Origin of the sequence: Bosea sp. RAC05, from assembly GCF_001713455.1 — a bacterium.
Classification (GTDB): Bacteria; Pseudomonadota; Alphaproteobacteria; order Rhizobiales; family Beijerinckiaceae; genus Allobosea.
Genome location: NZ_CP016464.1, coordinates 724,819 through 750,322, shown reverse-complemented (window position 1 = coordinate 750,322; position 25,504 = coordinate 724,819). Strand labels below are relative to the sequence as shown.

The 25,504-nt window shown below is 67.9% G+C and carries 21 protein-coding genes; 10 read left to right on the top strand and 11 right to left on the bottom strand.

What is annotated here, in order from left to right:
* Positions 1-108: 108 nt before the first annotated feature.
* Positions 109-552: an NUDIX hydrolase gene (locus tag BSY19_RS07020; protein ID WP_069053529.1), complete on the top strand. Its 444-nt coding sequence runs from the start codon at positions 109-111 to the stop codon at positions 550-552.
* A 19-nt stretch (positions 553-571) separates the two neighbouring features.
* On the opposite strand, the gene BSY19_RS07015 is transcribed toward BSY19_RS07020, so the two are convergent.
* From BSY19_RS07015 to BSY19_RS06985, 7 genes are all read right to left on the bottom strand, one after another.
* Positions 572-2,296, bottom strand: coding sequence for a Na/Pi cotransporter family protein (locus tag BSY19_RS07015; protein WP_069053528.1), 1,725 nt, complete (start codon positions 2,294-2,296; stop codon positions 572-574).
* A gap of 145 nt (positions 2,297-2,441) precedes the next feature.
* Positions 2,442-3,509 (bottom strand): ABC transporter ATP-binding protein, encoded by a 1,068-nt coding sequence (locus BSY19_RS07010; protein ID WP_069053527.1) that lies wholly within the window; start codon positions 3,507-3,509, stop codon positions 2,442-2,444.
* A gap of 13 nt (positions 3,510-3,522) precedes the next feature.
* Complete coding sequence (locus tag BSY19_RS07005) at positions 3,523-5,730, bottom strand: ABC transporter permease (RefSeq protein ID WP_069053526.1); 2,208 nt, start codon at positions 5,728-5,730, stop codon at positions 3,523-3,525.
* Positions 5,731-5,768: 38 nt separating this feature from the next.
* A complete protein-coding gene (locus tag BSY19_RS07000; RefSeq protein ID WP_069053525.1) occupies positions 5,769-6,806 on the bottom strand; it encodes an ABC transporter substrate-binding protein in 1,038 nt (345 codons plus the stop codon).
* 92 nt (positions 6,807-6,898) lie between these two features.
* On the bottom strand, positions 6,899-7,681 hold the full coding sequence (locus tag BSY19_RS06995; protein ID WP_069053524.1) for an inositol monophosphatase family protein: 783 nt from the start codon (positions 7,679-7,681) through the stop codon (positions 6,899-6,901).
* On the bottom strand, positions 7,678-8,700 hold the full coding sequence (iolG, locus tag BSY19_RS06990) for an inositol 2-dehydrogenase (protein WP_236840482.1): 1,023 nt from the start codon (positions 8,698-8,700) through the stop codon (positions 7,678-7,680). The genes BSY19_RS06995 and iolG overlap by 4 nt, the downstream gene beginning before the upstream one ends.
* A gap of 56 nt (positions 8,701-8,756) precedes the next feature.
* The gene (locus BSY19_RS06985; protein WP_069053523.1) at positions 8,757-9,557 is read right to left on the bottom strand and encodes an SDR family oxidoreductase; all 801 of its coding nucleotides are present in this window, start codon (positions 9,555-9,557) and stop codon (positions 8,757-8,759) included.
* Positions 9,558-9,935: 378 nt separating this feature from the next.
* Here BSY19_RS06985 and BSY19_RS06980 point away from each other — a divergent pair, with 378 nt between their 5' ends.
* The 4 genes from BSY19_RS06980 to BSY19_RS06965 all read left to right on the top strand — a co-directional run bounded on the left by BSY19_RS06980 (position 9,936) and on the right by BSY19_RS06965 (position 15,618).
* Positions 9,936-11,723: a peptide ABC transporter substrate-binding protein gene (locus BSY19_RS06980; RefSeq protein ID WP_069053522.1), complete on the top strand. Its 1,788-nt coding sequence runs from the start codon at positions 9,936-9,938 to the stop codon at positions 11,721-11,723.
* A gap of 152 nt (positions 11,724-11,875) precedes the next feature.
* Positions 11,876-12,835, top strand: coding sequence for an ABC transporter permease (locus BSY19_RS06975; protein ID WP_069053521.1), 960 nt, complete (start codon positions 11,876-11,878; stop codon positions 12,833-12,835).
* Positions 12,801-13,742, top strand: a complete 942-nt coding sequence (locus BSY19_RS06970; protein WP_069053520.1) for an ABC transporter permease — start codon at positions 12,801-12,803, stop codon at positions 13,740-13,742. Before BSY19_RS06975 ends, BSY19_RS06970 begins: the two co-directional genes overlap by 35 nt.
* 25 nt (positions 13,743-13,767) lie before the next feature.
* Positions 13,768-15,618: an ABC transporter ATP-binding protein gene (locus tag BSY19_RS06965; RefSeq protein ID WP_150129521.1), complete on the top strand. Its 1,851-nt coding sequence runs from the start codon at positions 13,768-13,770 to the stop codon at positions 15,616-15,618.
* A gap of 131 nt (positions 15,619-15,749) precedes the next feature.
* Here the strand turns inward: BSY19_RS06965 and BSY19_RS06960 are convergent, their stop codons facing one another.
* A complete protein-coding gene (locus BSY19_RS06960) occupies positions 15,750-16,217 on the bottom strand; it encodes an Lrp/AsnC family transcriptional regulator (RefSeq protein ID WP_069053519.1) in 468 nt (155 codons plus the stop codon).
* Positions 16,218-16,377: 160 nt separating this feature from the next.
* On the opposite strand from BSY19_RS06960, the gene BSY19_RS06955 reads away from it, so the two are divergent.
* The 3 genes from BSY19_RS06955 to BSY19_RS06945 are packed head-to-tail and all read left to right on the top strand — an operon-like array spanning position 16,378 to position 18,930.
* The gene (locus tag BSY19_RS06955; protein ID WP_069053518.1) at positions 16,378-17,406 is read left to right on the top strand and encodes an ABC transporter substrate-binding protein; all 1,029 of its coding nucleotides are present in this window, start codon (positions 16,378-16,380) and stop codon (positions 17,404-17,406) included.
* Positions 17,407-17,410: 4 nt separating this feature from the next.
* The gene (locus tag BSY19_RS06950) at positions 17,411-18,163 is read left to right on the top strand and encodes an ABC transporter permease (protein WP_069053517.1); all 753 of its coding nucleotides are present in this window, start codon (positions 17,411-17,413) and stop codon (positions 18,161-18,163) included.
* Entirely contained in the window at positions 18,163-18,930 is a 768-nt protein-coding gene (locus tag BSY19_RS06945; RefSeq protein WP_236840554.1) for an ABC transporter ATP-binding protein, read from the top strand. The genes BSY19_RS06950 and BSY19_RS06945 overlap by 1 nt, the downstream gene beginning before the upstream one ends.
* A 10-nt stretch (positions 18,931-18,940) precedes the next feature.
* On the opposite strand, the gene BSY19_RS06940 is transcribed toward BSY19_RS06945, so the two are convergent.
* From BSY19_RS06940 to BSY19_RS06930, 3 genes are all read right to left on the bottom strand, one after another.
* Positions 18,941-19,948: an Lnb N-terminal periplasmic domain-containing protein gene (locus BSY19_RS06940; protein WP_069053515.1), complete on the bottom strand. Its 1,008-nt coding sequence runs from the start codon at positions 19,946-19,948 to the stop codon at positions 18,941-18,943.
* Between the two features lie 225 nt (positions 19,949-20,173).
* Positions 20,174-21,784 carry a phosphoenolpyruvate carboxykinase gene (locus BSY19_RS06935; protein ID WP_069053514.1) on the bottom strand — a complete coding sequence of 537 codons (1,611 nt, stop codon included), beginning with the start codon at positions 21,782-21,784 and terminating at the stop codon, positions 20,174-20,176.
* Positions 21,785-21,988: 204 nt separating this feature from the next.
* Positions 21,989-22,765 carry a HugZ family pyridoxamine 5'-phosphate oxidase gene (locus BSY19_RS06930; protein WP_069053513.1) on the bottom strand — a complete coding sequence of 259 codons (777 nt, stop codon included), beginning with the start codon at positions 22,763-22,765 and terminating at the stop codon, positions 21,989-21,991.
* A 143-nt stretch (positions 22,766-22,908) separates the two neighbouring features.
* On the opposite strand from BSY19_RS06930, the gene BSY19_RS06925 reads away from it, so the two are divergent.
* A complete protein-coding gene (locus BSY19_RS06925; protein WP_069053512.1) occupies positions 22,909-23,610 on the top strand; it encodes a response regulator transcription factor in 702 nt (233 codons plus the stop codon).
* A 92-nt stretch (positions 23,611-23,702) separates the two neighbouring features.
* Complete coding sequence (locus BSY19_RS06920; protein WP_069053511.1) at positions 23,703-25,502, top strand: sensor histidine kinase; 1,800 nt, start codon at positions 23,703-23,705, stop codon at positions 25,500-25,502.
* Positions 25,503-25,504 lie beyond the last annotated feature (2 nt).

The window sequence follows — 25,504 nt, the reverse complement described above, 5'->3', positions numbered from 1 at the left end:
ATATGGAATATGCTTTCCATATGAGCGCGTTGGCGCAATATTTGAACCATCGAGGCGGCGGGCCGAATCAGCCGCAGCCGCCCTTAGGGGCGAGGGCAGCAGCGACCGATGAAGAAGAAGAAGGGCCTTCCCGGCACGATCCGGTCGCAGATCGCGGCCATGCCGATCCGGCGCCTGCCGGGGGGCGGCCTGGAGGTTCTGCTCGTCACATCGCGCACCACCCGCCGCTGGATCGTCCCCAAGGGCTGGCCGATCAAGGGGTTGACCGATCCGGAGGCGGCGGCGCGCGAGGCCTATGAGGAGGCCGGCGTCGTCGGCCACATCGTCAAGGAACCCGCGGGGCGCTACAGCTACTGGAAGCGCATGTCCGACCATTTCGTGCTGTGCGAAGTGACGCTGTTCCTGCTGGACGTCGAGCGGCAGCTGCCGACCTGGGCGGAACAGGGCCAGCGCGAGAGCCGGTGGTTCAGCCCCGAGGATGCCGCCGACCTCGTCGACGAGCCGGAACTCGCCTCGGCGATCCGCAACGTCAGCCTCGCCTCCGCGGCCTGACCGCCCGAGGCGCCCGGCCTCACCGGCCCGTCTGGGGCGCCGGCAGCAGCGCATCGCGCTCCTGCCTCGCGCGACCCTCCTTGCTCTCCATCAGCCGGCTTTCGCGCAGGACATTGGCGCCCTCCAGGATCGGATAGCCGATCGAGGCGACATGGCCGTGGATGCGCTTGAGATCGCGGATGATGTCGAGATGGATGGCGCTGGTCTCGATCGATTCCGGCCGCCCGTCGCGCAGCCGCTCGAAATGGCTTTCGGTGGCCCGGCGCTCGGCCTCCCGCATCGTCGCCTTCTCGGCGAAGAGCTGGCGCGCGAGGGCGAGGTCGCGGGTCGCGAAGACGTTGAGCGCCAGCCCGAGCCCCGCGGCGACGCGCTGGTGGAAGTCGCGGATCTCCGCCAGCCCCTCGGGCGAGAAGGAGTAGCGCTTGCGGATCTTCTTCTCGGCCAGCTCGCGCAGATTCTTGTCGATGATGTCGCCGATATGCTCGAGATTGGTGATCAGGGTGATGATCTCCAGCAGGCGGCGCCCCTCCTCGTCGGTCAGCTCGTTGCGCGAGACCCGCACGAGATAGAGCTTGATCGATTCATGGATGGTGTCGACGCCGTCATCGGCCTCCGCGATCGCGCGCGAGAGCCTGAGCTCGTCTTTCTCCAGCAGGGTCATGGTGTCGCGCAGCATGCCCTCGACGCGGTCGCCGAGATGCAGCGCCTCGCGCATGGCGCAGGCGAGGGCCTCGGTCGGGCTGTCGAGCGCGTTGGTGTCGAGATAGCGAGGCGCCACCACCGTCTCGGCAACGGCACGATCCGGCATGAGACGCGAGACGAGGGCGGCGATCGGATGCACGAAGGGCAGGAAGACCAGCGCGCCCACCAGGTTGAGGGCGAGATGGAACTCGATGGCCAGCCGCGCATCCGCAAACGGCAGCCCCAGCAGCCATTTCGACAGGGGCGCCACGAAGGGCAGCACTATCAGCGCCAGCAGCAGCCGCGTCGCCAGATTGGCGACGGCCGCCCGGCGCTGCGCGACGGGCGCGCCGAGCTGGTCCAGCACCGGGATCAGCGCATTGCCGAGATTGGCGCCGACGACCAGCGTCAGCGCCGTCGCCGGTGGGACGAGGCCCGACGAGGCGAAGGTGACGATCAGCAGCACGATGGCGATGCTGGAATGCGTCAGCCAGGTCGCGGCCGCCGCGACGACGACCGCCAGCAGCGGCTCGCTGCCCAGCGCCGTGAGCAGGGTGCGGAAGGTCGGCGACTGGGCGAGCGGTGCCGCCGCGCCGTTCAGCTCGATCAAGGCGAGCAGGATCAGGCCGATGCCGACCAGGATGCGGCCGATGTTGCGCGCCCGGTCCATCGCCTCGTGGCCGAGATAGAGCGCCACGCCGATGGCGAGGCAGAGCCCCCAGAGCCAGCCGAGGTCCATCGAGATGACGAAGGCCGCGAGCGAGGTGCCGAGATTGGCGCCGAGCAGGACCGCCAGTGCCATCGCCGGTGCGATGAGCTTGCGGGCGGCGAAGGAGGAGACGAGCAGGGTCGTCGCGGTCGAGCTCTGCAGCACGATGGTGACGGCGGCGCCGCTGCCGAAGGCGGCAAAGCGGTTGCGCGTGAAGCTCTGCAAGGCCTGCCTGAGCGAAGCGCCGAAGGCGCGCATCGCCCCCGTCCGGACCAGCCGCACCGACCAGATCAGCAGCGCGACGCCGCCGGCGAGGTGGAACAGGATCATCGTCGCGCTGTCGTTGGTGGTCATCGCAGCCGGGTCTTTCTCCGCTTCGGATGGCGAAACTACCGCATCATGGCCGCTTTTTCATTAGCCAACTTAGCTCTCTTGCGCGCAGAATGTGCTGATGTTGCGGCACGGCGCGGGAAACTGCCTCATCCGGCGGCGGTTGTGCTCAATTCGGTGGGATGAGAGTGACGCCCGAGCCCGCGAAAGCGAGGTTGACCGGCGTTCCCGGCTTCCACATGTCGTGATGGCCGTACTGGACGACGAAGAGTTCGCCCACCTCGGTCTCGACCATGATGTCGAGATGATTGCCGAGATAGGCGCATTTGCGAATCGTGCCTGACAGCGAATCCGGGCCCGCCGTCTCCGACAGCAGCAGGCTTTCGGGACGGATGGCGACCTTGGCCGGGCCGGGCCCGAAGTCGCGCGCCGGCAGGGACACCGTCGCGGAGCCGATCGCCACCGCGGCGCGCCCGTCCGCGACCGCGGTGATGGTCACGTCGATCAGGTTGGCGTCGCCGATGAAGTCGGCGACGAAGGCGTTGGCCGGAGCCTCGTAGAGCGCCCGCGGCGCGCCCTCCTGCGCGATCCGCGCATTGGACATCACGATGATCCGGTCCGAGACGGCGAGCGCCTCCTCCTGATCATGGGTGACATAGGCGACGGTCAGGTTCAGGTCCTGCTGCAGTTCGCGGATTTCCTCGCGGACACGGCGGCGCAGCTTGGCGTCGAGGTTGGAGAGCGGCTCGTCGAAGAGCAGCACCTGCGGCTCGAGCACGAGCGCGCGCGCCACCGCGACCCGCTGCTGCTGGCCGCCCGACAATTCGGACGGATAACGGTTCTCGAAGCCCTTGAGGCCGACCAGCGCGAGTTTGTCGAGCGCCATCTCGCGCGACTTCTCCTTGCCGAGGCCCTTCACCGTCGGGCCGTAGGCGGCATTCTCCAGCACGCTCATATGGGGAAAGAGCGCATAGGACTGGAAGACCATGCTGACGTCACGGTCGGCGGCCGACAGCCGCGTCACGTCATGCCCGCCGATAAGGATCTGCCCGTCGCTGGCGATCTCGAGCCCGGCGATCATGCGCAGGGTCGTCGTCTTGCCGCAGCCGGAGGGGCCGAGCAGCGTGACCAGCGTCCCGGCCTCGATGGTGAAGGAGATGTTGTCGACCGCCGTCACAGCGCCGTAGCGCATCGAGACATTGCGGAATTCGACGGATGCCGGGCCGGCCTTTGCCATGGTCACGCTGTCCTTATCCGACCGCCGGAGCGGGCACCGGCGTGGCCACCGCCGCGACGGCCTTCCGGCGCCCGAGCTTGCGCTCGCCGACGCCCAACTGAATCAGGCCGATGCCGAACGCCATGAAGACGATGAGCACCGAGGAATAGGCGATCGCGAGCCCGAACTCGCCGGCCTCGACGCGCCCGACGATGTAGGCGGTGGCGAGGTTGTACTCGGCCGAGACCAGGAAGATCACGGCGCTGACGGCCGTCATCGCGCGAACGAAGGAATAAACCAGCGCCGAGACGAGCGCCGGCTTGAGCAGCGGCAGCATGATGCGCCAGAGCGTGGTGAAGGAGCGGGCCCGCAGCGTGGTCGAGGCCTCGTCGAGGCTCTTGTCGATCTGCGACAGGCCGGCGATGCCGGAGCGGACGCCGACCGGCATGTTGCGGAAGACGAAGGCGAGCACGAGGATCAGCCCCGTGCCGGTGATCTCGATCGGCGGCACGTTGAAGGCCAGGATGTAGGCGACGCCGATCACGGTGCCGGGAATCGCGAAGGAGAGCATCGTCGCGAATTCGAGCGCGGAGCGCCCTGCGAAGCGCTGCCGTGTCAGCAGATAGGCCGTGATCAGGCCGATCACCGCCGTCAGCGGCGCCGAGATGGCGGCGATCTTGATCGTGGTGAAGAAGGAATCCCAGGCCGCTCCCTCGAAGAACAGGCCGCGGCTCCAGTCGATCGAGAAGCCGGTGCGGTAATGCTCCAGCGTCGGCGTGTAGTCGCGGCCCATCGCCTTGACGAAGCCGCCGATCAGGATGACCAGGTAGATCACGAAGGTCAGCGCGACCCAGGGCAGGATGACGAGGCCGGCGAGCCAGGAGACGCGCCGCGGCAGCGGCGTCGGCAGGCCGGAATCGCCCTTGCCGGTCACCGTCGTGTAGGATTTCCCGCCGAGCCAGCGCTGCTGGACCCAGAAGGCTCCGAGCGTGAAGCCGAGCAGCACGATCGCCAGCACGGCCGCCTGGCCCTGGTTGTGCGAGGCTCCGACCACGGCAAAGAAGATCTTGGTCGAGAGCACCTCGTAATTGCCGCCCAGCACGAGCGGGTTGCCGAAATCGGCCATGCTCTCGACGAAGCCGAGCAGGAAGGCGTTGGCGATGCCGGGCTTGAGCAGGGGCCAGGTCACGGTCCGGAAGGTCTGCCAGCGCTTGGCGCCGAGCGTCTGCGAGGCTTCCTCGAGGCTCGGGCTGATGCCCTGCACGACGCCGATCAGCACCAGGAAGGCGATCGGCGCGAAGGCCAGCACCTGCGCCAACAGCACGCCGGGAAGGCCGTAGATCCAGCGCGAGCGGGGGACGTCGAACCACTCATACATCAGGTTCGAGACCATGCCCGAGCGGCCGAAGAGCAGGATCAGCGCGAGACCGATGACGAAGGGCGGCGTGATGATCGGCAGCACGGTCAGCGCCCGCATCACCCGCTTGCCCGGCATGCCGGTGCGCAGGATCAGCAGGGCGCAGGCGAGCCCCAGCAGCGTCGTGATGACACCGCAGAGAACCGCCAGGAACAGCGTGTTCCAGGCCACGCCGCAATTGGTGTTGGCGGTGAGGCAGCCCAGGCCCCAGATCGAGGAATCGAAGAAGCGGCTGGTGAAGGCCGAGAGCGCGAAGGCGCCGTTCTGGTCGATCAGCGCGCTCTCCAGCACGGTCACGACCGGGAAGAAGATGAACAGCCCGATCAGCAGCACGATGATGCCGATGGCGCTGGTGGTGAACAGGTCGCCGCGGCAATAGCCGCGATAGGCCAGGCCGTGACAGAGCAGCAGCAGCAGCGACAGGACACAGAGAAAGGCGCCGGCCCCCATGCCCGGCTGGGCCGCGCCGGCCCCTCCGAGCAGCGCCGCCAGCCCGGGAATGCCCTGGCCGCGGATGCCGATGGCGAAGCCCTGCGCGAAGAACAGCGCGATGCCGGCCGCCCCCGCCAGGATCAGGATGCGCGCCACGATCTTCTCGTCGCGCAGCCCGCTCGCCACCGTCGCGGCCAGCAGCGCCAGTCCGACCGGCAGCAGCCAGGGCGCCCCGCCCGAGAGCGCAAGCGCCAGGGCCGTGCCGGCCCGGCCGAAGGGATAGCCGCTCAGCCAGGCGACGCTGACGAGACTCGCACGCTCGACGAGATACCAGGGCAGCAGGCCGTAGCCGAGCCAGCCCATCACGAGCACGAGCTTCGTCGTTCCGCGCATCGCGGCTTCCCCCCGTCGTCCGCCCTGCGTCGCCGTGCTTACTTCGGCAGCACCTTGACCTCACGGTCCCACTTGCTGAGCAGGCGCGTACGCTCGGCCGACGAGCCGTATTTGGCGAAGTCGTAGTCGATCAGCTTGACCTCCTCGAGCTTCGGCGCCTGCGGGGGCGGCACCACGCTCTTGTTGGACGGCACCTGGAAGGACTTCGCCTGCGTCGCCAGGGCCTGAGCGGCCGGCGTCAGCGCCCAGTCATAGAACTTCTTGGCGCTTTCGGGATTGCGGGCGCCCTTGATCATGGACATCGAGCCGATCTCGTAGCCCGTTCCCTCGCAGGGGGCGACGACCTTCACCGGGCCGCCATCGACGACCATCGTCACCATGTCGTGCATGAAGGTGATGCCGACGGTGGTCTCGCCGAGGCTCGTCGCCTTGGCCGGCGCGGCGCCCGACTTGGTGTACTGGTTGATGTTCTTGTGTAGGGCCTTGAGGTAGTCGAAGGCCTTGTCCTCGCCCATCAGCTGCACGAGCGTGGCCAGCATCGTGTAAGAGGTGCCCGACGAGTTCGGATCGGCGACCTGGACCTCGTCCTTGAGATTGGCCTTGATCAGGTCGGCCCAGCATTTCGGCTCGTCGATCTTGCGGGAGGCGACCTGCTTGGTGTTGAAGCCGAAGCCGAGCGCGCCGGCATAGACGCCGATGGTACGGCCCTTGGACTGCTTCCACTGCTTCACAGCCCAGTCGTGCAGATCGGCGTTGCGCGGGCTCTCATAGGCCTCGCTCAAGCCCTCCTCGGCGGCCTGGAGATGGGGATCGCCGGTGCCGCCCCACCAGATGTCGCCACGGGGGTTCGAGGATTCGGCCTTGATCTGGGCATAGGTCTCGCCGGAGCTCTTGCGAGTCATCGAAACCTTGATGCCGGTCTCCTTCTCGAAGGCCTGGGCCATCGGCCGGCACCACTCCTCCTGAACGGAACAGTAGAGCACGAGGGACCCCTGCGCCTGGGCCGGAGCGGCCCCGAAGGAAGCGGTGGCGAGCGCGGCGAAGAGGCCGGCCCGGAGCCAGGACTGCGTCTGCATTATAACCTCCCTGATCAGAACGTTTTGTTCTTGTTGTCTTTATTGCGACAGTGAAACGACACGCCTTCAAAAAGCAATGGGCGTGACGCCAGCTAAGCGATTCCCGTGATCCGGCGAAGTTCCACCGCCAGCCCGGGCGTGCAGCAGAGGATGGGATTGCCCTTCGAGAGGCCGGTGCCGGCGAAGAAATCGTTGATCGTCGCGCCCGCCTCGCCGGCGATGACGATGCCGGCAGCCACGTCCCAGGCGTTGATGTGCAGCTCGGCATAGGCATCGCTGCTGCCATTGGCGACATGGCAGAGCCCGAGCGTGCCCGAGCCGCTGCGCTTGACCGCCGCGCCTGCGGCATAGGTCCGCCCGATGATCTCGACATAGCGTTCGGCCGGTACGCGGGTCGACCAGCCGAGCTCGATCGAGGCGCGGGCGATGTCGGCGCCGCCCGAGACCTTGATCGGCGCGCCGTTCAGCGTCACCCCGCCGCCGCGGCGCGCGGCGTAGAGTTCGCCCAGTGCGGGCGCGGCGACGACGCCGATTTCCGGCCTGCGATCGGCGAGGAAGCCGATCGAGATGCACCAGTTGCGGTCGCCATGGGCGAAATTGGCGGTCCCGTCGATCGGATCGAGAATCCAGACGGCGTCGGAGGCTTCGCCGCCACCCTCCTCGCCGATCACCGTGTCATCCGGGAAGAGCTGTGACAGGCGCTCGCGCAGGAAGGCCTCGACCGCGCCGTCGGCGACGGTCAGCCAGTCCTGCGCACCCTTCATGGTGGTGCCGAGGGTTTCGCGGCGGCTGAAATAGCCTTGCGCGAGATGGCTCGCCTCGGCCGCGAGGCCGAGCGCCGCATAATAGCGAAGATCGCGTTCGGCCGGCGTCATCGGGCGGCCTCCAGATCGACGGCGACCGGCTTGCCGGTCTGTGCCGACTGCGTCGCGGCGTCGGCCAGGATCTGTGCCTTGAGCCCGTCCAGACCCGAGGGCGTCGGGGCCACACCGCCGCGGCAGGCGGCGAAAAAGGCGTCGAGTTCGGCGCGGTAGGCGGCGGCATAGCGCTCGAGGAAGAAGTTCTGCACCGGGTCGGCCCGGAAACCGCCGGCGGTGGCGCTCTCGACGGTCGTCTCGTGGATGTTGCCGGCGCGCAGCATGCCCTGCGAGCCATGAACCTCGATGCGCTGGTCGTAACCATACGTCGCGCGGCGGGAGTTCGAGATCTGCGCGATCTTGCCGGAGGCCGACTTCATGAGCACGGCGGCGGTGTCGACGTCGCCGGCCCGGCCGATGGCCGGATCGACCAGCGCCGAACCGAGCGCGAAGACCTCGACCGGCTCCTCGGCCAGGAGGAAGCGGGCCATGTCGAAATCATGGATCATCATGTCGCGGAACAGACCGCCCGAGCGCTTCACATAGTCGACCGGCGGCGGCGAGGGATCGCGCGAGATCACGCTGACGATCTCGACGGCCCCGGCCTCGCCGGCGCGCAGGCGGCGTTCAAGGGCGGCGAAGTTGGGGTCGAAGCGGCGGTTGAAGCCGATCATCAGCGGCCGGCCGGAGCGCTCCACCGTGGCGAGGCAGCGGCGGATGCGGGCGGCGTCGAGATCGACCGGCTTCTCGCAGAACACCGCCTTGCCGGCCGACACCGCGGCCTCGATCAGGTCGGCATGGGTGTCGGTCGGCGTGCAGATCAGGATGGCGTCGATGCCGGCATCCGAGAGGATGGCCTCCGTGCTCGTCGCCCTGGCGCCCGTCTCGGCGGCGAGCGTCGCCGCGGCGGCAGGCTGCGCGTCGGTGAGCGCCACCAACTCCGCGTCGGCCCGCGCCGCCACGTTCAATCCGTGGATGCGGCCGATCCGGCCCGCCCCCAGCAATCCCACGCGCATCTTCGGCAATCCCGTCGTCATCTCGTCTGTCGTCCTGTCATGGCCCGAGGCGGGCCGTAGTCCCGTCGGCGGCGATGTCAATCATGCGCGCCGAGAATCGTCTGGTCGAAATCGATGTTGGAGCCGGTCATCAGCCCGGATTCGTCCGAGGCCAGATAGGCGACGGCGCGGGCGACCTCGCGCGGGTCGAGCAGGCGGCCGAAGGGCTGGCCCGCGGCGGCCTGCTCGAGCCAGCCATCCTGCGCGCCATGGTGCCGGCGCATCACTGCGTCCTCGCCCGGCGTCGACATCCAGCCAATGTTGAGGCCGTTGACGCGGATGCGGTGCGGCAGAAGCGCATAGGCGGCGTTGCGGGTCAGCGTCGCGAGCGCGCCCTTGGAGACGCTGTAGATGGAGAGGAAGGGCTGGCCGCCATGCGCCGACATGGACTGGATGTTGACGATCGCGCCGGCGATGCCCTGGCGCCGCATCAGCTCGGCCGCGTCCTGGATCAGGAAGAAGGGTGCACGCAGATTGACCGCCATGAGGCGCTCGTAGAGCTCGGGGGTCGTGTCGAAGACCGTGCCGCGATCGGTGTCGCCGGCGGCGTTGACGAGACAGTCGAGCCGGCCGAAGGCGCGCTCGGCGGCCGGAACGATCTGGCGGACGGCGGCGAGGTCGGAGAGATCGGCGACGTGGAAGCGGGCGTCGCAGCCCGCGGCCTTCAGGCTCGCGGCGACCGCCTCGCCACGCTCGCGGCTGCGCCCGGTCAGAAACAGCCCCGCGGCACCCCGCGCTGCCAGCTCGCGCGCGATCGCCTCGCCCAGCCCCTGGCTCGCCCCGGTGACGACCGCGACGCGTCCCTCGAGCGTCCGGGCGGTGGCTGCCGCTTCCTTCATCAATCACGCCTCCCCGGTCGATGGCACGTTTTTTTAATTTTGCCTGATATTTGGAACGTACATTCCATTTTCGAGGCGCGCTCGTCAAGCCGGAACGCAGCCGGGGGCCTGACGATCGCGCGCCGGCGCGGCGCGCGACGGTGCGGACCGCCCCGGACACGCCGTTTCAGGCCGCACGCGGCCACCTGCCCCCTCCGCGCCCCGAGACGCCGTTACGTCAGCGTCGGCGGCGCCTGCGACTGTTCCACACGTTGAAGCGCTGCGCGTCCGGCGCATGGTTGACGTGCGCGTTGGCACATGGCTTGCTGAGGGCGACCGAGAGGGAAAACGGCGCGCAAAGCGTCGAACAACCGTCAAGCTGTGAGTGGAGACATCCTTATGAAAGACCAGGAACTGGGCCAGCTGATTGCCCGCGTGAAGGAAGGCGCCCTGTCGCGGCGCTCCTTCATCAAGAAGGCAGCAGCGGTCGGCCTCGCTGCGCCGTTCGCGAACCAGCTGCTGGCCTTCAACGGCGTCGCGATGGCCAACGCCACCCTGCCCTACAAGCCGACCAAGGCCGGCGGCGGCGGCCCGCTGAAGGTGCTGCTCTGGCAGGCCCCGACGCTGCTGAACCCGCATTTCGCCTCGGGCACCAAGGACCAGATCGCCTCGCGCGTCTTCTTCGAGCCGCTCGCCGGCTGGGACAAGGAAGGCAATCTCATCCCCTGCCTGGCGGCCGAGGTTCCCTCGAAGGCCAATGGCGGCCTCTCGGCGGACGGCAAGGAAGTCACTTGGAAGCTGAAGCCGGGCGTCAAGTGGCATGACGGCAAGCCGTTCACGGCCGACGATGTCGTCTTCACCTGGGAATATGCCGCCGATCCGGCGACCGCCGCCTACACCACCGGCTCCTACAAGGACATCAAGGTCGAGAAGATCAACGACCTGACCATCAAGGTGATCTTCAAGGATCCGACCCCGTTCTGGGCCGACCCCTTCGTCGGCACCGTCGGCCAGATCCTGCCCAAGCATCATTTCGGCGAGTTCAAGGGCGCCAAGTCGCGCGAGGCTCCGGCGAACCTGAAGCCGATCGGCACCGGCCCCTACAGGTTCACCGAGTTCAAGCCCGGCGACATTCTCACCGGCGAGCGCAACCCCGACTACCACATCGCCAACCAGCCGCATTTCGACACGCTCGAGATCAAGGGCGGCGGTGACGCCGTCTCGGCGGCGCGCGCCGTTCTGCAGACCGGCGAATACGACTATGCCTGGAACCTCCAGGTCGAGGACGAGGTCCTCAAGCGCATGGAGACCGGCGGCCGCGGCAAGATCAGCGCCGTGACGGCGGGCGACGTCGAGTTCATCATCCTCAACACCACGGATCCGTGGACCGAGGTCGATGGCGAGCGCTCCAGCGTCAAGACCAAGCATCCGACCCTGTCGGATCCGAAGGTGCGCGAGGCGATCAACCTGCTGATCGACCGCGACTCGATCCAGAAGTTCATCTATGGCCGCGGCGGCACCGCGACGGCGAGCTTCGTCAACGCGCCCGCCAAGTTCAAGTCGACCAAGCTCAAATACGAGTTCAACATCGACAAGGCGAACAAGATCCTGGACGACGCCGGCTACAAGCGCGGCTCCGACGGCATCCGTGAAAAGGATGGCAAGAAGCTCAAATACGTCTTCCAGACCTCGATCAACGCGCCGCGCCAGAAGACGCAGCAGATCATCAAGCAGGCCTGCCAGCGCGCCGGCATCGACCTCGAGCTGAAGTCGGTCACCGCCTCGGTGTTCTTCTCCTCCGACGTGGCCAACCCCGACACCTACACCAAGCTCTATGTCGACATGGAGATGTACACGACCACGCAGCCGCAGCCCGATCCGGAGCGCTTCCTCAACCAGTTCGTCTCCTGGGAGATCGCCAACAAGGAGAACAAGTGGCTGGGTCGCAACGTCTCGCGCTACTCGGACCCGGCCGCGGACGAGGCCTACAAGGCCGCCCAGAAGGAACTCGACCCCGACAAGCGCGCCGCGCTGCTGATCAAGGTCAACGAGATCTTCTGCGAGGCCCATGTCATCCTGCCGCTGCTGTCGCGCACCCGCGTCGCGGCGTCGGCGACCAGCCTGATGCATGACCACAGCGGCTGGGACGTCGACACCTGGAACCTCGCGGCCTGGTACCGGGCCTGATCCTGCCGGGAGCAGAGCCTCCAGTGCGGCCCAGTCCGCACCGGAGGCCTGCTCCCTCTTCATTTGGAAAGTAAGACAGGCCGCCGCCCTCCCGGGGACGTGCGGCACTCGTCCATGGCGGCACAAGACCGCGTACGAAAAGAGTTTGTCCGATGGGCGCTTATCTGTTGAGGCGACTGCTGATCGCGATTCCGAGCCTGCTCGGCATCAGCCTCATCCTGTTCACCGTGCTCGCCCTGGCGCCGGGCGATCCGTTCTCCGAGATGGCGACCAATCCCAACGTTCCGCCGGAGGTCCGCGAAGCCCTGCGCGCCAGCTTCGGGCTCAACGACCCGATCATGGTGCGCTATGTGCGCTGGCTGTCGAACATGGTGCAGGGTGACTGGGGCTTTTCCTTCGCCAGCCGCATCAATGTCGACACGCTGATCATGCAGCGCGTCCCGACCACGCTCTTCATCGTCGGCTCCTCGCAGATCCTGGCGTTGTGCATCGCGCTGCCGGTCGGCATCTATGCCGCGACCCGGCCCTATTCGGTGTTCGACCAGGTCGCCAACACGCTGGCCTTCGTCGGCTTCTCGCTGCCGACCTTCTTCACCGGCCTGCTGCTGATCCTGATCTTCTCGGTGACGCTCGACTGGTTCCCCTTCGTCTACCGCTCCGACCTCGCGGCGACGGGCTGGCGCTGGTACTGGGAGATGTTCCGCCAGGCGATCATGCCGATCACCGTGCTCGGCCTGTTCCAGGCGGCGTCCTACACCCGCTATGTGCGCTCGGCCGTGCTCGACGTGATCCGGCTCGACTACGTCACCACGGCCCGCGCCAAGGGCCTCAGCGGCAAGACCGTGACCCTGCGCCACGTCACGCGCAATGCGCTGATCCCGGTCGTCACGCTCGTCGCGCTGCAGATGCCGGCGGTGTTCGGCGGCGCCATCGTCACCGAGCAGATCTTCCGGATCCCCGGCATCGGCTCGCTCCTCATCGACGCGATCCTGGCCAACGACACGCCGGTCATCATGGCCGTGACCTTCGTCTTCGCCTGCCTCGTCGTCCTGTTCAATCTCATCGCGGATATCCTTTATGGCTGGCTCGACCCTCGCATCTCCTTCAGCTGAGCCGGTGTCCGGCCCGGCCCAGACGAGCGCCGCGACCTCGCCCGGACGCGAGACGTGGAAGCGCTTCCGTCGCCACAAGCTGGCGATGGCGAGCAGCTTCGTGCTCGGCACCATGATCCTCGGCGTCATCGTCGGCCCCTGGCTCTGGCCGGTGGCGATCAACGAGATCGACTTCTCGGCGCAGCTCCAGACCCCGTCGTGGAAGCATCCGTTCGGCACCGACGACCTCGGTCAGGACCTGCTGGCGCGCATGATCTATGGCGGGCGGATCTCGCTCGCCGTGGGCCTGGCCGCGATGGTCGTCGCGACCTTCGTCGGCATCCTGATCGGCGCCATCGCGGGCATGTCGCGCGGCTATGTCGACAACTTCCTGATGTGGGTGACGGACCTGTTCCTCTCCCTGCCGCAGCTGCCGCTGCTGCTGCTGGTGATCTATTTCTTCCGCGAGCAGCTCAAGGCGGTGTTCGGCGTCGAGGGCGGCGTCTTCATCCTCATCGTCATCGTCATCGGCGGGCTGAAATGGATGCCGGTGGCACGACTTGTGCGTGCCCAGTTCATGTCGTTGCGCGAGAAGGAGTTCGTCGAGGCCGCGCGGGCCCATGGCGCCACCAAGTTCCGGCAGATGGTCCACCACATCCTCCCCAACGCGATCGGCCCGGTAATCGTGGCGGCCACGATCGAGGTGTCCTCGGCGATCATCGCCGAATCGACGCTCTCCTTCCTGGGCCTCGGCTTCCCGCCGGACATCCCGACCTGGGGGCGGCTGCTGTTCGACGCGAAGGACCATCTCGATTCGGCGCCGCACTGGGCGCTGTTCCCGGGGGCGGCGATCTTCCTGACCGTGCTTTCGATCAACTTCATCGGCGACGGCCTGCGCGACGCACTCGACCCGCGCCGCGTCATCTGACCCACATCACCCGGAAGGCATCCGCATGACCACTCCCATCCTGTCCGTCAGCAACCTCAGCACCTCCTTCCGGGTCGAGGGCGCCTGGAAGCAGGTCGTCCGCAACGTCTCCTTCGAAATCGCGCCGAAGGAGACCGTCGCGGTCGTCGGCGAATCGGGCTCGGGCAAGAGCGTGACGGCGCTGTCGATCATGCGGCTGACGCCCCAGGGCTCGAGCAAGATCGAGGGCTCGATCAAGCTCGCCGGCCAGGAACTGCTGACGCTGCCGGAGCCGCAGATGCGCCGCATCCGCGGCAACGACGTCGCGATGATCTTCCAGGAGCCGATGACCTCGCTCAACCCGGTGCTGACGATCGGCTTCCAGATCGCGGAAGCGCTGATCCTGCATCGCGGCATGTCGCGCTCGGAGGCCGAGGCCGAGACGGTGCGCCTGCTGGAGAAGGTCCGCATCCCCGCGGCGAAGTCGCGCTTCCACGAATATCCGCACCGCTTCTCGGGCGGCATGCGCCAGCGCGTGATGATCGCGATGGCGCTGGCCTGCAAGCCCAAGCTGCTGATCGCCGACGAGCCGACGACCGCGCTCGACGTGACCATCCAGGCGCAGATCCTGCAGCTCATCAAGCTGCTGCAGGAGGAGGAGGGCATGTCCGTGCTCTTCATCACCCACGACATGGGCGTGGTCGCCGAAATCGCCGACCGCACGGTCGTGATGTACAACGGCCAGGCGGTCGAGACCGGCGGGACCGAGGACATCTTCGCCCGCGCCAAGCACCCCTACACCCGCTCGCTGCTCTCGGCCGTGCCGAAGCTCGGCTCGATGGACGGTCGCTCGCGGCCGATGCGCTTCCCGGTCGTCGACCGCGCCACGGGCGAGTCCGACATCCCCGAGGAGACGCCCGATACGGTCAAGAGCGCCGAGCGGCCGGTGCTCGAGGTCTCCAACCTCACCACCCGCTTCGACATCCGCTCCGGCCTGCTGAGCTCGGTCACCGGCCGCGTCCATGCGGTCGAGAACGTCTCCTTCAGTGTCAAGGCCGGCGAGACGCTGGCGCTGGTCGGCGAGTCCGGCTGCGGCAAGTCCACGACCGGCCGTTCGGTGATGCGTCTGATCGAGCCGCTGGCGGGCTCGGTCCTGCTCGACGGCGTCGATGTCCTGAAGCTCAACCAGACCGACCTGCGCGAGCAGCGCAAGCGCATGCAGATGATCTTCCAGGATCCCTTCGCCTCGCTGAACCCGCGCATGAATGTCGGTGCGGCGATCGCCGAGCCGCTGCTGATCAACAAGCTCGCGACCCGCACCGAGGCGCGCGACCAGATCGCCGAGCTTTTGCGCCGCGTCGGCCTGCAGCCCGACATGGCCAGCCGCTTCCCGCACGAGTTCTCGGGCGGCCAGCGCCAGCGCATCTGCATTGCGCGCGCGCTCGCGGTCGAGCCGCGGCTGATCGTGGCGGACGAGGCCGTGTCGGCGCTCGACGTCTCGGTCAAGGCGCAGGTGGTCAACCTGATGCTCGAGCTGCAGGCCCGCATGGGGCTGGCCTATCTCTTCATCTCGCACGACATGGCCGTGGTGGAGCGTGTCAGCCATCGCGTCGCCGTGATGTATCTCGGCGAGATCGTCGAGATCGGCCCGCGCGAGGCGATCTTCGGCAATCCGCAGCACCCCTACACCAAGCGCCTGCTCGCGGCGGTGCCGATCGCCGATCCGACGCGCCGCCACGAGAAGACCCCGCCGTCCAACGACGAGATCAAGAGCCCGGTGCGCGCGCCGGACTATGTCCCGCCGGTCCGCCAGTTCCGCGAGGTCTCGCCGGGCCACGCCGTGATGATCTGGGGCGAGGAGTGGGAGAAGAAGACGATCGAGGCCGTCGCGGCCTGATCAGGCAGCGCTGCCGCAAGGGTTTCCGCAGGATCGAAACCGGAAGGGCGGGCACGACAGTGCCCGCCCTTTTTCGTCGGGCAGCCGGGCGACGATGCTTCCGAGAGACCTCTCGGAACAGGCGCGACGATTCACGCCTTCGGCAGGTCGGGCACGCGATAGGCGGTCGTCGACTTGATGCGCTCCATCGCGAAGCGCGAGGTGACGTTCTTGAGCGGGATCGTCTCGATCAGCCTTTTGTAGAACAGGTCGTAGGCCGCCATGTCGGCGACGACGACGCGCAGCATGTAGTCGACATCGCCGGCCATGCGGTAGAACTCCATGACCTCGGGCATGGCGGAGACCAGCTGCGCGAATTTTTCCAGCCAGGGGCCGGAATGGTCGGCGGTCTCGATCTGGACGAAGACCGTCAACCCCAGTCCGATCTTCTCCGGAGCGACCAGCGCGACGCGCTTGAGGATGACGCCGGCCTGCTCGAGCTTCTGGATCCGCTTCCAGCAGGGCGTCTGAGACAGGCCGACGCGATCGGCCAGTTCGGCGATCGAGATGTTGGCATCCTCCTGCAGCACCGTCAGGATTTTTCGGTCGATCGCGTCCATTCTCTCACACTCAGCCCAGAAAGAAGATTACCGCTGCCACTCTCGACAATCGAAGATCGATTTTCTTTTTGAGCGGACACTCTTGTATCCCGATAGAAAATCCTTTTCTGAGACTGTCAATAGGCGCCGTCCGGGCGCCGCTCCGGAGAGGTTTTCGATCATGGACCGCCGCCAGTTCCTGCTCGCGGGTTCCGCGCTCGCCGCGACCGCCACACTCGCCCGCCCCGTCGTGGCCCAGACGGCCATTCCGGCCCGGATCGGCTACATCCCGATCATCGGAACCGCCCCGGTCTTCGTCGCCCAGGGCGAAGGCTGGCTGAAGGACGCCGGGATCGCCGCGAGCTTCACCGTGTTCGAGTCGGGCCCGAACATGATCCAGGCCTTCGCCTCGGGGACGATCGACTTCTACCTCGCCGGCATCGCGCCGCTGGCGGTGGCGCGCTCCCGCGGCGTCGATGTGCGGGTGGTGGCCGCGACCGCCATCGCCGAGAATGTCTTCGTCGCGGCGCCGGCGCTGGCGAAGTTCTTCACGCCGGGCACCGCGCCGGCCGCCGCCTTCAAGGCGCACAAGGCCGCGACCGGCAAGGCCGCGCGGCTGGCGACGCAGCCTGCGGGCTCCGTCCCCAACACGGTGCTGCAATACTGGCTCTGGGAGGTCGCCAAGGCCGAGAAGGGCGATGTCGAGGTGGTGCCGATGGGCATCGATGCGACGCAGCAGGCGGTGCTCGCCGGCGCGGTCGAGGGCGGCATCGTGCGCGAGCCGGCGCTGACCATCGTCCAGTCCCGCAACCCGGGCATCAAGCTGGTCGCCGGCGGCCAGGAGCTGTTCCCCGGCCAGCCCGGCACGGTTCTCGCCGGCTCGGGCGCCTTCGTCACCAAGAACCCCGACGCGGTGCAGAAGCTGGTCGACAGCCTGGTGCGCGCTGCCGCGCTGATCGCCAAGGACCCGGACCGGGCCGCGCCCCATGTCGCCGCCGCGCTCGGCAAGGGCATCGTCGACCCCGCCCTGATCCGCAAGGCGCTGGTCTCGCCGGCTTCGACCTTCGAGATCGATCCGCGCAAGATCATCGAACCCTCCCGCGCGATGCAGACCTACCAGGTCAAGCTCGGCTCGCTGGAGAAGGAGCTGCCGTTCGAAGGGCTGTTCGAGACGCAGTTCTACGAGCGCGCCGTCAGGACGGCCGGCTGAGGGCATGGGCTCGCTGCGGGCGCCCGCCCTCGCCTTCCTGGGCCTCGTCGCCTTCCTGCTGCTGTGGGAGGCGATCCCGTTCCTCGGGCTGGTCAACCCGGCCTTCCTGCCGGGGCCGAGCGCGCTGCCGCGCGCCTTTCTGTCCGAGCTGCGGTCCGGCGCCTGGTTCTCCGCGATCCTGGGCTCGCTGGGGCATTACTTCACCGGGCTGATCACCGGTTCGGCTCTGGGCGTGGCGCTGGGCGTGCTCGTCGGCATGTCGCGCACGGCGGAAGAAGCGACGGCCTGGGTGGTGCGGGTGCTGCGGCCGATTCCCGGCCTCGCCTGGGTGCCCTTCGCGATCATCTGGTTCGGCGTGAACCCCTCGGCCGCCGTCTTCATCATCGCCATCGGCGTGTTCTGGATCGTGTTCTTCGCGGCCCAGGGGGCGATCCGCGGCGTCGACCGCGACCTGATCGAGGTGGCGGACGCCTTCGGCTTCACCACCTCCTGGCAGCGCCTCGCCAAGATCCTGCTGCCGGCCGCGATGCCCGGCATCCTGGTCGGCGTCAGGACGGCGCTGGGGCAGGCCTGGATGGCGGTGGTGGCGGCCGAGATCTTCGGCGTCGCGGGGGTGGGGCAGCGGATGATGCAGGCCTCGAGCCTGCTCGCGACCGACATCGTGGTGGTCTACATGCTGACCATGGCCGGACTCTACGGCTTCCTCGACACCCTGTTCGTCGCCTTCCAGAAATGGGTGCTGCGTTGGAAAGCGTGATCGACAAGCCCGTCATCGAGATCCGGGGCCTGTCCCTGACCTTCACCCGCGACGGGGAGGCGACCGAGGTGCTGCGCCAGCTCGACCTCTCGGTCGCGCGCGGCGAGTTTCTGGCCATCGTCGGGCCGTCAGGCGTCGGCAAGTCGACACTGCTGCGCGTCATCGCTGGCCTCGCGAAGCCGAGCGCCGGCGAGGTCGCGATCCATGCCGCCGACGGGACGCGGCGCCCGGTGGCGCTGGTCTTCCAGGATTCGCGGCTGCTGCCCTGGCGCAAGGTCATCGCCAATGTCGCCTTCGGCCTCGAGGGCCAGACGCCGCGGGCCGAGCGGCTGGCGCGGGCCCAGGCCAAGCTCGACCTCGTCGGGCTCGGTGCGCTCGCGCAACGCTGGCCGCATCAACTCTCGGGCGGGCAGCGCCAGCGCGTCTCGCTGGCGCGTGCGCTCGCGGTCGAGCCGGAGATCCTGCTGATGGACGAGCCGTTCTCGGCGCTGGACGCGCTGACGCGCGAAACCCTGCAGGACGAGTTGATCCGCGTCTGGCAGCGCACGGGCAAGACCGTGCTCTTCGTCACGCACGACATCGACGAGGCCGCCTATCTCGCCGACCGGGTGGTGATCCTGTCGGGCGCACCCGGCCAGATCATCGCCGAGCACCGCATCCGCGAGCCGCATCCGCGCAAGCGCGGCGGGGCAGCGGAGGCCGACATCGTGCGCTCGATCCGTCTCGGGCTCGGTGCCGACACCGTCAGCGACGGCGCGGCGATCTGAGCGCGCGATCTCACGGGCGCGCCGTCGGCACGCCCTCGCGGATCTTCTTCGAGAAGTCGGGATCGTCGAGCGAGATCGCCCGCGCCCGCTCGCCGATGCGGGCCTGACGGACCAGTTCGTCGAGCGGGATGTCGCTGCGGATGGCGCCGATGCGCTGGAGATAGCCGGGCAGGAAGCCCGAGAGCAGCACGCGCGGATCGAGCGGCAACGAGAACTTCCACTGCGGCGCCACCGAGCCGACCAGGGTGTAGACGACCGTGGTGCAGTTGGTCGTCAGCGTGTTGTACCAGCGCGGCCGGCCCGCCAGTTCGTTGACGTCGGCGACATAGGCCAGCAGCACGTCGCGGGCCTGGGCGGGGCTGGCGGCGATCCGGAAGAGGCGGACATCCTCCTTGCGGGCGTGGCTGCGCAGGCCGACGAGATCGCGCTCGGGCGCCGCGACATAGGCCATCTCGTAGCTGCGGAAGAAGCCGGCGAGCGCCGACCATTCCTCGCCCTTCTCGCGGCGCACCTCGATCGAGAAGGTCAAAGGCGGCTGGTCGGCGAAGGGGAAGCTGACGAGGAGATGGGCGATCGCCTCGCCCGACCAGTAGGAGAGGTAGAGGTCGATGCCCTCGACCTTGCTCAGGTCGAAGCGGCGGGTTTCCCAGCGCTCGTCGTAATCCGTCTCCGTGCGCCAGTTGAAGTTGCGCAGATTGGAAACGGTCAGGATGTCGCCCTCGCGGGCGATCGAGGGCAGGCGCGCGAGCTCGGGAATCCAGGCCCGGTCATGCGAGGGGACCAGCCCGTTCCACCAGCCGAGCAGGCCGAGGAAAAGGACCGCGAAGGAGAGCGGCAGGCGGGCCGCGCCGCTCCACAGGCCGATGGCACCGGCGAGCCCGGCGATGCCGAAGCCGATCGCGGCGACCGTGCCGGTCGTTTCCGGCAGGCGGAAGATCAGCAGGCCCGCGGCCCAGGTGGTGGCCCCGAGGATGGCGAGCGTGGCGAGGAGGCGGAAGAGGATGATCAGGATGGCCATTGCAACGCTCCCATTCGATGCGGTCGCGCGCATTCCCCTCCCCCTGGTGGGGAGGGGTCAGGGGTGGGGGGCGGAAAGGCAGGCTCGCCCTTATCACGCGCGGGCGACACGGCATCCCAGCAGCAGCATCGGACCACGCTCACCAGGCGGCACGCCCCCCATCCCTATCCCTTCCCCACGAGGGGGAAGGGAAGAGCCTATGCCTGCCAAGATCAAGCGTTAAGCTCACGCCGCCAGCGAATTGACGGGCGCCGCCGCCTTCACCGCGTCGTCGACATGGGCCTCGAACTTCTCGAAGTTCTTGGCGAACATGCCGATCAGGTTCTTGGCCGTCTCGGCGAAGGCCGCCTTATCAGCCCAGGTCTTGACCGGGTAGAGGATGTGCGGCTCGACGCCGGGCACCGAGGTCGGCACCGCGAAGCCGAAATAGGGATCGCGGCGGAAATCGGCGCGGTTGAGCGAGCCGTCGAGCGCCGCCGTGAGCAGGCGGCGGGTAACGCGGATCGGCATGCGCCGGCCGGTGCCGTACTGACCGCCGGTCCAGCCGGTGTTGACCAGCCAGCAATCGACATGGTGCTTGGCGATGAAGTCGCGCAGGAGATTGGCGTATTCCGACGGGTGCCGCGGCAGGAAGGGCGAGCCGAAGCAGGTCGAGAACTCCGGCTCCACACCGACCAGGCCGCGCTCCGTGCCGGCGACCTTGGCGGTGTAGCCGGAGAGGAAGTGGTACATCGCCTCGGCCGGGGTGAGCTTGGCGATCGGCGGCATCACCCCGAAGGCGTCCGCCGTCAGCATGACGATGTTCTTCGGCACGCCGGCGCGGCCGGTACGCGAGGCGTTGGGGATGAAGTCGAGCGGATAGGCCGAGCGGGTGTTCTCGGTCTTGCTGCCGTCGTCGAAATCGACCTCGCGGGTGATCTCGTCCATGACGATGTTCTCGAGCACCGTACCGAAGCGCAGCGAAGCGGCGTGGATCTGCGGCTCGGCCTCGGCCGAGAGCTTGATCGTCTTGGCGTAGCAGCCGCCCTCGAAATTGAAGATGCCGTCCTTCGACCAGCCATGCTCGTCGTCGCCGATCAGCGTGCGGTCGGGATCGGCCGAGAGCGTGGTCTTGCCAGTGCCCGACAGGCCGAAGAAGATGGCGGAGTCGTTGTTGGAGCCGACATTGGCCGAGCAGTGCATCGGCACCACGCCCTTCGTCGGCAGGACGAAGTTGAGATAGGTGAAGACCGACTTCTTCATCTCGCCGGCATAGGCCGAGCCGCCGATCAGGACGATCTTGCGGGTGAAGTCGATGGCGATGACGGTCTCGCTGCGGCAGCCATGACGGGCCGGGTCGGCCTTGAAGCTCGGCAGATCGACGATCGTCATCTCCGGCACGTAGTCGGCGAGTTCCTCGCGCGCCGGCCGGATCAGCAGGTTGCGGATGAAGAGCGAGTGCCAGGCCATCTCGGTGTAGACCCGGGCCTTGACGCGGTGGACCGGATCGGCGCCGCCATAGAGGTCCTGCGCGAAGAGGTCCTTGCCCTGCGCATGGGCGATGAAGTCGGCGAGCAGGGTCTCGAAATGCTCCGGGCTCATCGCGTTGTTGTTGTCCCACCAAACGGTCTTGTCGGTGAGCGCGTCGCGGACCGTGAACTTGTCCTTGGGCGAGCGGCCGGTATGGGTGCCGGTGTCGGCGGTGATGGCGCCGTGGCGCGAGAGCTGGGATTCGCCCCGGGCCAGCGATTCTTCATAGAGCCGGGCGGCTTCGAGGTTCCAGTAGACGCTCTTCAGGTTGCGAAAGCCGAACGTCTCCGCCCCCTGGGCGGCATTGAGCTGACCGATGGTTTTCACAGAAGAACCTCCCGAGGCACCGCCTGATGGCGACCGCCCGATCTGCAAGAATGGCTCGAGCCGGGGCCAAGCGGGCGACCTCGTCATCGAACGATGAGGGTCCCTTAAGGCCATGTTGGACCCGGCTCAAGAGAACGAAAACCCCTCCGGCCGAACATTCCGATTTAAATCGATTAAAACGAATCAGTTTGGTAAATCAGGGGGCTAGCCGGAGGCTCGGGCCTGCGCCGCCAGTTCGACCAGCATCCTCCTCAGGCCCGCAGCGTCCGTGACGGGGGCCGGGAAGGGCAGCCTCAGCACCCTGTCGCCGCGGGCGAGATCGGCCCCGTCGGGGTCGAGCCCGGTGAGCTCCCACTCGCCGTCCTCAGCCTTCAGCAGCCCGGTGGCATAGGCGCGGATCGCGTCGGCATGGTCGGCGTTCATATGTTCGACCGCGCCCTCCTCCATGGCGGCGACGGCGCTCGCAGCCGCTGCATCGCTGAGCAGGTCGCCCGCGGTCAGGTCATAGGCGCGGCCGAAGCCGCCATTGAGGCTGGCGCCGGCGACGGAAAGCGCGAAGAAGGAGAAATCGCCGAAATCGGCATAGAGCGCCGCCTTGGGCTGGCGGGCCAGGAACCGGCGCCGGACCCGCGCGCCCTCCTCGCCCTCGCGCGCCACCTTCCGCGCCTGCAGCTTCAGCGTGATCCGCGCATGGGCGAGCGGGTCACCCTTGCCTCCCGGCGCCAGCAGCAGCGAACAGCGCGGATCGGCCTCGAGATTGCCGGTGTGGGATGACAGCGCCGAGACCAGGATCAGCGGCGTGCCGTCGCTGTCGGTCGCAAGGCTGACGAGGCTCGCGGAGGGGTGGCCGTCCCGCCCCAGCGTCGCGAGCGATCCGGACCGCGCACTGCGCAGCAAGGTCTTCGCCAGCGCGCGCGCCCCATCGTCGGTCGGGCGGATCGGATCCCCGCGCTTTTGCGGCGCGGCAGGAGACGTGGTCATGGAACGAATGGTCCTGTCGGGTCTTTCTGTGACGGGGACATAGGCAAACCGCCCTGCCATCGCTAGATTGCGGCCACGGTTTAGCCGCTCTCTCGCGGGAGTGGACCTCAGTCATTGCAACACGGCCAAGAGACAAAGAGCTTATGCCAACCATTGCGCTGGTCGATGACGACCGCAACATCCTGACCTCGGTTTCGATCGCGCTCGAAGCCGAGGGCTACCGCATCATGACCTACACCGACGGCGCCTCGGCGCTGGACGGCCTGAAGCAGAACCCGCCCGACCTCGCGATCTTCGACATCAAGATGCCGCGCATGGACGGAATGGAGCTGCTGCGGCGGCTGCGCCAGAAGTCCGACCTGCCGGTGATCTTCCTGACGTCCAAGGACGAGGAAATCGACGAGCTCTTCGGGCTGAAGATGGGCGCCGACGACTTCATCCGGAAGCCGTTCTCGCAGCGCCTGCTGGTCGAGCGCGTCAAGGCGATCCTGCGGCGCGCCGGTGCCAAGGATCCGGCCGCCGCCCCGCGCGGCGAGGACGCCAAGGCGCTGGAGCGCGGCCTGCTGCGCATGGACCCCGAGCGCCACACCTGCACCTGGAAGGGCGAGCCGGTGACGCTGACCGTCACGGAGTTCCTGATCCTGCAGTCACTGGCACAGCGCCCCGGCGTGGTGAAGAGCCGCAACGCGCTGATGGATGCCGCCTATGACGACGAGGTCTATGTCGACGACCGCACCATCGACAGCCACATCAAGCGGCTGCGCAAGAAGTTCAACCAGGTCGATGCCGATTTCGACATGATCGAGACCTTGTACGGCGTCGGCTACCGGTTCAAGGAAAGCTGAGCCGAGGGCGTTCGAGCAGGCGGCCTCGTCCGGAGGCCGCGTGACGCAAGACGCCGCCGGACCGGACGGCAGGACAGCAGCGTTCCAGAGCCATGGCGACGATCGACGAGGAGCGCAGGGCGGAGGTCGGCGGCAGTGCAGGGCGACCGGCGCTGCAGCGGCGGCTGGCCGCCTTCGCGCGGCGCAGCCTGCGGGCGATTTCGTCTGGCGCCGCCTCCAGCCTGACCCGGCGCATCGTCGTGCTCAATCTCGGCGGGCTGGTCGCGCTGTTGGTCGGGTTTCTCTATCTCAACCAGTTCCGCGAGAGCCTGATCGAGTCGCGCGTCCAGAGCCTGCTCACCCAGGGCGAGATCATCGCGGGTGCGATCGCGGCGTCCGCCACCGTCGAGACCGACGCGATCACCATCGATCCCGACAGGCTGCTCCAGCTGCAGGCCGGCGAGAGCGCCGGGATCGCCGAGGATCCGCTCGATTTCTCGATCAATCCCGAAAAGGTCGCGCCGCTGCTGCGCCGGCTGGTCACGCCGACCAAGACACGGGCGCGCATCTACGACCGGGACGGGCTGCTGACGCTGGATTCGCGCAGCCTCTATTCGCGCGGCGACGTGCTGCGGCTCGACCTGCCGCGCGTCGGCCAGCCGGACGAGGCGCCGCTGATGGAGCGGACCTGGAACCTGTTCCGCAACCGGCTCGGGCGCGCCGACGTGCCCGCCTATGACGATTTCGAGAACGCCAACGGCCGGTCCTATCCCGAGGTCGCCCGGGCGCTGAACGGCTCGCCGGCCAGCGTCGTGCGCGTCAACACGCGCGGGCAGACGATCGTCTCGGTCGCGGTGCCGGTCCAGCGTTTCCGGACGGTCAAGGGCGTGCTGCTGCTCTCGACCCAGGGCGGCGACATCGACGCCGTGATCGTCTCCGAGCGCTACGCGATCTTCCAGGTCTTCGCGATTTCGGCGGCGGTGATGATCCTGCTCTCGGTCCTGCTGGCGGGCACCATCGCGGAGCCGATCCGCAAGCTCGCCGACGCCGCACAGCGCGTGCGCCGCGGCGTGAAATCGCGCGAGCAGATCCCCGATTTCAGCGGCCGCCATGACGAGATCGGCCATCTCTCCGGCTCGCTGCGCGACATGACGAAAGCGCTCTACAGCCGCATCGAGGCGATCGAGAGCTTCGCGGCCGACGTCGCGCACGAGCTCAAGAACCCGCTGACCTCCCTGCGCAGCGCGGTCGAGACCCTGCCGCGGGCGAAGTCGGAGGAGTCGCGAGGCCGGCTCCTGGCGGTGATCCAGCACGATGTGCGCCGCCTCGACCGGCTGATCTCCGACATCTCCGACGCCTCGCGGCTCGATGCCGAACTCGCCCGCAACGATGCCGGGCCGGTCGATCTCGGCCAGATCCTCGAGACCGTGGTCTCGGCCCAGAACGAGACCCGCCGCGAGGGCCAACCGATGATCGAACTCGTCTCCGAGCGGCGTGGCCAGCGCCCGGGCGGGCGCGACGGCTTCATCGTGCTCGGCCATGACTCGCGACTGGGCCAGGTGATCGTCAACCTGATCGACAACGCCCGGTCGTTCTCGCCACCGGACCGGCCGGTGCGCGTCATGCTCTCGCGGGTCGGCGACGAGGTGCTCGTCACGGTCGAGGATGGCGGGCCCGGCATCGAGCCGCATGCGCTGGAGCGGATCTTCGAGCGCTTCTACACCGACCGCCCGAACGAGGGGTTCGGCCAGAATTCCGGGCTCGGCCTGTCGATCTCGCGCCAGATCGTCGAGGCGCATCGCGGCACGATCCGGGCGGAGAACCGCCTCGGCCCGGCCGGGGCCGACGGCGTGCAGCCCCGCCTGGGCGCCCGCTTCACCGTCTCCCTGCCCGCCCTGCCGCAGGCGAACTGAGG

Bases quoted from the DNA above. Each gene is read 5' to 3' on its own strand.
- BSY19_RS06985 (WP_069053523.1), bottom strand. From the start codon at position 9,557: ATGAAGGAAGCGGCAGCCACCGCCCGGACGCTCGAGGGACGCGTCGCG.
- BSY19_RS06980 (WP_069053522.1), top strand. From the start codon at position 9,936: ATGAAAGACCAGGAACTGGGCCAGCTGATTGCCCGCGTGAAGGAAGGC.
- BSY19_RS07015 (WP_069053528.1), bottom strand. From the start codon at position 2,296: ATGACCACCAACGACAGCGCGACGATGATCCTGTTCCACCTCGCCGGC.
- BSY19_RS06965 (WP_150129521.1), top strand. From the start codon at position 13,768: ATGACCACTCCCATCCTGTCCGTCAGCAACCTCAGCACCTCCTTCCGG.
- BSY19_RS06930 (WP_069053513.1), bottom strand. From the start codon at position 22,765: ATGACCACGTCTCCTGCCGCGCCGCAAAAGCGCGGGGATCCGATCCGC.
- BSY19_RS07020 (WP_069053529.1), top strand. From the start codon at position 109: ATGAAGAAGAAGAAGGGCCTTCCCGGCACGATCCGGTCGCAGATCGCG.
- BSY19_RS06960 (WP_069053519.1), bottom strand. From the start codon at position 16,217: ATGGACGCGATCGACCGAAAAATCCTGACGGTGCTGCAGGAGGATGCC.
- BSY19_RS06950 (WP_069053517.1), top strand. From the start codon at position 17,411: ATGGGCTCGCTGCGGGCGCCCGCCCTCGCCTTCCTGGGCCTCGTCGCC.
- iolG (WP_236840482.1), bottom strand. From the start codon at position 8,700: ATGACGACGGGATTGCCGAAGATGCGCGTGGGATTGCTGGGGGCGGGC.
- BSY19_RS06925 (WP_069053512.1), top strand. From the start codon at position 22,909: ATGCCAACCATTGCGCTGGTCGATGACGACCGCAACATCCTGACCTCG.
- BSY19_RS06920 (WP_069053511.1), top strand. From the start codon at position 23,703: ATGGCGACGATCGACGAGGAGCGCAGGGCGGAGGTCGGCGGCAGTGCA.
- BSY19_RS06970 (WP_069053520.1), top strand. From the start codon at position 12,801: ATGGCTGGCTCGACCCTCGCATCTCCTTCAGCTGAGCCGGTGTCCGGC.
- BSY19_RS06940 (WP_069053515.1), bottom strand. From the start codon at position 19,948: ATGGCCATCCTGATCATCCTCTTCCGCCTCCTCGCCACGCTCGCCATC.
- BSY19_RS07010 (WP_069053527.1), bottom strand. From the start codon at position 3,509: ATGGCAAAGGCCGGCCCGGCATCCGTCGAATTCCGCAATGTCTCGATG.
- BSY19_RS06975 (WP_069053521.1), top strand. From the start codon at position 11,876: ATGGGCGCTTATCTGTTGAGGCGACTGCTGATCGCGATTCCGAGCCTG.
- BSY19_RS07000 (WP_069053525.1), bottom strand. From the start codon at position 6,806: ATGCAGACGCAGTCCTGGCTCCGGGCCGGCCTCTTCGCCGCGCTCGCC.
- BSY19_RS06995 (WP_069053524.1), bottom strand. From the start codon at position 7,681: ATGACGCCGGCCGAACGCGATCTTCGCTATTATGCGGCGCTCGGCCTC.
- BSY19_RS06955 (WP_069053518.1), top strand. From the start codon at position 16,378: ATGGACCGCCGCCAGTTCCTGCTCGCGGGTTCCGCGCTCGCCGCGACC.
- BSY19_RS07005 (WP_069053526.1), bottom strand. From the start codon at position 5,730: ATGCGCGGAACGACGAAGCTCGTGCTCGTGATGGGCTGGCTCGGCTAC.